This is a genomic window from Stenotrophomonas sp. 05L414_2, from assembly GCF_056397905.1.
Genome location: NZ_JBFTOJ010000213.1, coordinates 1 through 6,171 on the forward strand (window position 1 = coordinate 1; position 6,171 = coordinate 6,171).

Genomic DNA, 6,171 nt, shown 5'->3' on the forward strand with positions numbered 1-6,171 from the left:
CCCCCGGCTCTCACCGGGGGTTCTTCGTTTCAACGGGCTGCCGGCCAGCGGCCGGCACTACCCTCAGGCAGCGACCGTGTTGGCCACGTCCTGGTATTCCTCGATCTGGTCGAAGTTCATGTAACGGTAGATCTCGCTGCCGCTGGCGGCGATCACACCGATATCGGCCATGTACTCTTCCTTGGTCGGGATGCGGCCCAGGCGCGAGCAGATTGCCGCCAGTTCCGCCGAACCCAGGTACACGTTGGTGTTGCGGCCCAGGCGGTTCGGGAAGTTGCGGGTCGAGGTCGACATCGCGGTGGAGCCTTCGCGGATCTGCGSCTGGTTGCCCATGCACAGCGAGCAGCCCGGCATTTCCATGCGTGCGCCGGTCGCGCCGAAGGTGCCGTACACGCCTTCCTTGGTCAGCTCGGACGCATCCATCTTGGTCGGCGGGGCCACCCACAGGCGGGTCGGCAGGTCACGCTTGCCTTCCAGCAGCTTCGCAGCCGCACGGAAGTGACCGATGTTGGTCATGCACGAACCGATGAACACTTCGTCGATCTTGGCGCCAGCGACTTCGGACAGGGTCTTCACGTCGTCCGGGTCGTTCGGGCAGGCCACGATCGGCTCGTGGATGTCGGCCAGGTCGATCTCGATGACGGCGGCGTACTCGGCGTCGGCATCCGGCTCCAGCAGCTCCGGGTTGGCCAGCCACGCTTCCATCTTCTCGATACGGCGCTGCAGCGAGCGCGGATCCTGGTACCCCTCGGCGATCATCCACTTCAGCAGCGTGATGTTGCTGGTCAGGTACTCGATGATCGGTTCCTTGTTCAGGCGCACCGAGCAGCCGGCCGCCGAACGCTCGGCCGAGGCATCGGACAGTTCGAAGGCCTGTTCGACCTTCAGTTCCGGCAGGCCTTCGATTTCCAGGATGCGGCCGGAGAAGATGTTCTTCTTGCCAGCCTTGGCCACGGTCAGCAGGCCCGACTTGATCGCGTACAGCGGGATCGCGTTGACCAGGTCACGCAGGGTCACGCCCGGCTGCATCTTGCCCTTGAAGCGCACCAGCACCGACTCCGGCATGTCCAGCGGCATCACGCCGGTGGCAGCGGCGAAGGCGACCAGGCCCGAACCGGCCGGGAACGAAATGCCGACCGGGAAACGGGTGTGCGAGTCGCCGCCGGTGCCGACGGTGTCCGGCAGCAGCATGCGGTTGAGCCAGCTGTGGATCACGCCATCGCCCGGACGCAGCGAGATGCCGCCGCGGGTGGAGATGAATTCCGGCAGGGTGTGGTGGGTCTTGACGTCCACCGGCTTCGGGTAGGCCGCGGTGTGGCAGAACGACTGCATCACCAGGTCGGCCGAGAAGCCCAGGCASGCCAGGTCCTTCAGYTCGTCGCGGGTCATCGGGCCGGTGGTGTCCTGCGAGCCCACCGAGGTCATCTTCGGTTCGCAGTAGGTGCCCGGGCGCATGCCCTTGCCTTCCGGCAGGCCACAGGCGCGGCCAACCATCTTCTGCGCCAGCGAGAAGCCCTTGCCGGTATCGGCCGGCTGCACCGGCAGGCGGAACAGGTCGGTCGGGGCCAGGCCCAGCGCTTCACGCGCCTTSYCGGTCAGGCCACGGCCGATGATCAGCGGAATGCGGCCACCGGCGCGCACTTCGTCGAACAGCACTTCGGACTTGACCTGGAACTCGGCGATCACTTCGCCGTTCTTCAGCGCCTTGCCATCGTACGGACGCAGCTCGACCACATCGCCGTGCTCCATCTTCGACACGTCCAGCTCGATCGGCAGCGCGCCGGCATCTTCCATGGTGTTGTAGAAGATCGGGGCGATCTTCGAACCCAGGCAGACGCCACCGGCGCGCTTGTTCGGGATGTACGGAATGTCATCGCCAGTCCACCACAGCACGCTGTTGGTGGCCGACTTGCGCGAGGAACCGGTGCCGACCACGTCGCCGACATAGGCGACCAGATGGCCCTTGTCCTTCAGCGACAGGATCTGCTGGATCGGGCCGCGCTTGCCGTCTTCTTCCGGGGTGAACGCGGCGTCGTCACGCTTGTTCTTCAGCATCGCCAGGGCGTGCATCGGAATGTCSGGRCGGGTGGTCGCGTCCGGTGCCGGCGACAGGTCGTCGGTGTTGGTTTCGCCCGGCACCTTGAACACGGTGACGGTCAGGCTCTGCGGCACTTCCGGGTTGCTGGTGAACCACTCGGCATCGGCCCAGCTCTGCATCACGGCCTGGGCGTTGGCGTTGCCCGCCTTGGCCTTTTCCTGCACGTCGTGGAAGGCATCGAACACCAGCAGGGTCTTCTTCAGCGCGTCGGCAGCGATGGCGCCAACGCTGGCATCGTCCAGCAGCTGCACCAGCGGCGCGACGTTGTAACCGCCCAGCATGGTGCCCAGCAGTTCGGTGGCGCGCTCGCGGCTGATCAGCGGGTTCTGCTCGCTGCCCAGTGCGATCGCGGCCAGGTACGAGGCCTTGACCTTGGCAGCGTCATCGACGCCGGCCGGCACGCGGTGGGTCAGCAGGTCGAGCAGGAACTCGGCCTCGCCCTGCGGCGGGTTCTTCAGCAGTTCGATGACATCGGCCGTCTGCTGCGCGGTCAGCGGCAGGGGCGGGATGCCAAGCGCAGCGCGCTCGGCGACGTGGTGGCGGTAGGCTTCCAACATGACAACTCCCGGGTAATGCGTAGGTTGAAAAAAAGTGGGCTCAGGCTTGCGGCACGATCAGCTTCAGGCCCTTGAAGTAGTCGCGATAAAACGTGTCGTTCCAGGTGATCAGGCCATCGCACTGCAGCAGGGCGTGCGCGCCGATCATGAATTCGTCCAGGCCACGGCGCTGGCTGCCGCCGCGCTGGCGATGGCGGCGATGCATCTCACCCGCGCGCAGGGCCGACTTGGCTTCCAGCGCGTTGAAGTGCACGCCCATTTCTTCCAGCGCTTCCAGCACCTCGGCACCGCCGCGCAGGGCGGCACAGATCTCGGCCAGGGTCGCGCCGCAGACCACCACGCGGCCACCGACCAGGCTCTGCCGCAGGCAGGCTTCCACCGCATCGGCCTGCGGGCCGTTGCTGAGCAGTTCGACCAGTACCGGTGAATCGACGGCGATCATCACCGCTTACTCCTCGTCGCGCAGGTCGCGCACGGCCGCGTCGGCCGATTCGAAGCCGTCCAGCGAGAACTTTCCGCGGGCGCGGGAGATCGCATCGTCCACGCTCTTGCGCAGGATGATCCGGCTGCCTTCCAGCTCCACCTTCAGCAAGGTGCCCTTGGTCAGGCCCAGCGCATCGCGCACTGCCTTGGGCAGGGTGATCTGTCCGCGTTCAGCAACGGTGGCTTCCATGGGGTACGCCTCAAAAAGTATGTATGAATTATACATACCCGTCGCATCCGGAACAAACCTCCCGATATGTGACACTGATCCCTCGTCAGTCGCAGCCGGGGGTTAGACTCGCCCAGCAGCCCTGCTGTGCCCCGGCTGGACGCCCCGGCGTCCAACCGCACCTATCCGCTCCATAAATAAGGAAGTTTCATGCGCGCGCTCGCCCTTGCCCTGATCCTCGCAGCCCCGCTGGCCGTTTCGACGACCTCCGCCCATGCCAACCCGTTCGGCGCCTACACCACCGGCATCGAGATCACCCAGCAGCAGATGGACACCCTGGAAGTGGGCAAGACCACCCAGGACAACATCCGTGAGAAGTTCGGCGCCCCCGGCCGCCGCGAACAGCTGGGCGACACCCAGGTCTGGTACTACGACTTCGTGAAGATCAAGAGCTTCGGCAAGAACATCCAGGAAGCGACCGTACTGGAGTTCAACAAGCAGGGCGTGCTGACGGCCAAGTCCAAGAGCAACGCTGTCGGCAAGACCGGCAATCCGCTGATCGATGCCGCCAACGGCAAGTAAGTCCTGCAGCCGATGCATTCCTGGACGGGGCGCCCATGAGCGCCCCGTCTGCGTGCGGGCTGGCGCAAAAACGATGCACACGCTGACACGAAGGCTACACACACCGCTGTAACCTTGCGTTCCAAGCCTGCCGGGTCATTGCCGGGCGCTGGATCGCCGATACTGGGCAGGATCCGGGGCCGGAGTGCCACCGGCAAACGCAAGCAGGCCCGCCCATGCGGGCCACTGCAAGCCATCCGCAAGAGGAGTCATCCCGCATGAGCGATTCGTTCTCCACCCGCAGCCAGCTGGACGTCGGCGGCAAGACCTACGACTACTTCAGCCTGCCCAAGCTGGGCCAGCGCTTCGACATCTCCCACCTGCCCTATTCGATGAAGATCCTGCTGGAGAACCTGCTCCGGCACGAGGATGGCGGCGTCACCGTCGGCAAGGATCACATCGAGGCCGTCGCCCGCTGGCAGCCCAGCGCCGAACCGGATACCGAAATCGCCTTCATGCCCGCGCGCGTGGTCCTGCAGGACTTCACCGGCGTGCCCTGCRTSGTCGACCTGGCCGCGATGCGCGATGCGGTGGTCAAGCTCGGCGGCCGCCCCGAACAGATCAATCCGCTGATTCCCTCCGAACTGGTCATCGACCACTCGGTGCAGGTGGATGTGTTCGGCAAGCCCGACGCACTGGACCTCAACGGCAAGATTGAATTCCAGCGCAACCAGGAACGCTACGGCTTCCTGCGCTGGGGCCAGAAGGCCTTCGACAACTTCAAGGTGGTGCCGCCCAACACCGGCATCGTCCACCAGGTGAACCTGGAAAACCTGGCCCGCGTGGTGATGACCGCGGACAAGGACGGCAAGGCCGTTGCGTATCCGGATACCGTGTTCGGTACCGACAGCCACACCACGATGATCAACGGCATCGGCGTGCTCGGCTGGGGCGTGGGCGGCATCGAAGCCGAGGCGGCCATGCTCGGCCAGCCTTCGTCGATGCTGATTCCGCAGGTGGTCGGCTTCAAGCTGACCGGCCGTATGCCCGAAGGCGCCACCGCCACCGACCTGGTGCTGACCGTCACCCAGATGCTGCGCAAGCTCGGCGTGGTCGGCAAGTTCGTCGAATTCTACGGCGACGGCCTGCAGCACCTGCCACTTGCCGACCGCGCGACCATCGGCAACATGGCCCCCGAATACGGCGCCACCTGCGGCATCTTCCCGATCGACAACGAATCGCTGACCTACCTGCGCCTGTCCGGCCGCAGCGAAGAGCAGATCGCCCTGGTCGAAGCCTACGCCAAGGCGCAGGGCCTGTGGCACGACGCCAACAGCCCGCATGCGCAGTACAGCACCACGCTGGAACTGGACATGGGCACGGTGAAGCCCTCGCTGGCCGGCCCCAAGCGCCCGCAGGACCGCGTGCTGCTGGAAGACGTGCAGAAGAACTACCGCGACGCGCTAGTCGGCATGACCGCCAACCGCGACAAGCGCAGCGAGGATGTCTCCACCTTCGTCAATGAAGGCGGCGGCGCCGCAGTGGGCAACGAGCAGCTGGCCAAGGGCTACGCCGACATCGAGATGGACGGCAGGAAGGTGCGGCTGAAGGATGGTGCGGTGGTCATCGCCGCCATCACCTCGTGCACCAACACCTCCAACCCGGCGGTGATGATCGGCGCCGGCCTGCTGGCCCGCAACGCGGCCGCCAAGGGGCTGGACCGCAAGCCGTGGGTCAAGACCTCGCTCGGCCCAGGCTCGCGTGTGGTCACCGACTATCTTGAAAAGGCCGGCGTTCTCACCGAGCTGGAGAAGATCGGCTTCTACGTGGTGGGCTATGGCTGCACCACCTGCATCGGCAACTCCGGCCCGCTGCCGACCGAAGTCAGTGCCGGCATCGCCAGTGGTGATCTGGTGGTGACCTCGGTGCTGTCGGGCAACCGCAACTTCGAGGGCCGCGTGCACCCCGAAGTGAAGATGAACTACCTGGCCAGCCCGCCGCTGGTGGTGGCCTACGCCATCGCCGGCACCACCGACATCGACCTGACCACCGAACCGCTGGGCACCGGCAGCGATGGTCAGCCGGTGTACCTGCGCGACATCTGGCCAAGCAACAAGGAGATCGGCGACGTCATCGCCGCCACCGTCGGCCCGGAGATGTTCAAGCAGAACTACGCCGACGTGTTCAAGGGCGATACCCGCTGGAACACCATCGCCTCACCGGACGGTGACCTGTACGAATGGAGCGATGCGTCCACCTACATCAAGAACCCGCCGTACTTCGATGGCATGACCATGCAGGTC

The 6,171-nt window shown here is 65.4% G+C and carries 5 protein-coding genes; 2 read left to right on the top strand and 3 right to left on the bottom strand.

Annotated features, from left to right (window positions below):
* Positions 1-63 precede the first annotated feature (63 nt).
* The 3 genes from acnB to AC1DJN_RS20020 are packed head-to-tail and all read right to left on the bottom strand — an operon-like array spanning position 64 to position 3,328.
* Positions 64-2,655, bottom strand: coding sequence for a bifunctional aconitate hydratase 2/2-methylisocitrate dehydratase (gene acnB, locus AC1DJN_RS20010; protein WP_478039933.1), 2,592 nt, complete (start codon positions 2,653-2,655; stop codon positions 64-66).
* Between the two features lie 40 nt (positions 2,656-2,695).
* Positions 2,696-3,097: a type II toxin-antitoxin system VapC family toxin gene (locus AC1DJN_RS20015; RefSeq protein ID WP_049466025.1), complete on the bottom strand. Its 402-nt coding sequence runs from the start codon at positions 3,095-3,097 to the stop codon at positions 2,696-2,698.
* A gap of 6 nt (positions 3,098-3,103) precedes the next feature.
* Positions 3,104-3,328 (bottom strand): AbrB/MazE/SpoVT family DNA-binding domain-containing protein, encoded by a 225-nt coding sequence (locus AC1DJN_RS20020; RefSeq protein WP_025878955.1) that lies wholly within the window; start codon positions 3,326-3,328, stop codon positions 3,104-3,106.
* A gap of 189 nt (positions 3,329-3,517) precedes the next feature.
* Between AC1DJN_RS20020 and bamE the strand changes: the two genes are divergently transcribed.
* On the top strand, positions 3,518-3,889 hold the full coding sequence (gene bamE / locus AC1DJN_RS20025) for an outer membrane protein assembly factor BamE domain-containing protein (RefSeq protein ID WP_025878954.1): 372 nt from the start codon (positions 3,518-3,520) through the stop codon (positions 3,887-3,889).
* 257 nt (positions 3,890-4,146) lie between these two features.
* On the top strand, positions 4,147-6,171 hold a 2,025-nt coding region (gene acnA, locus AC1DJN_RS20030; RefSeq protein ID WP_478039935.1), incomplete at its 3' end, for an aconitate hydratase AcnA.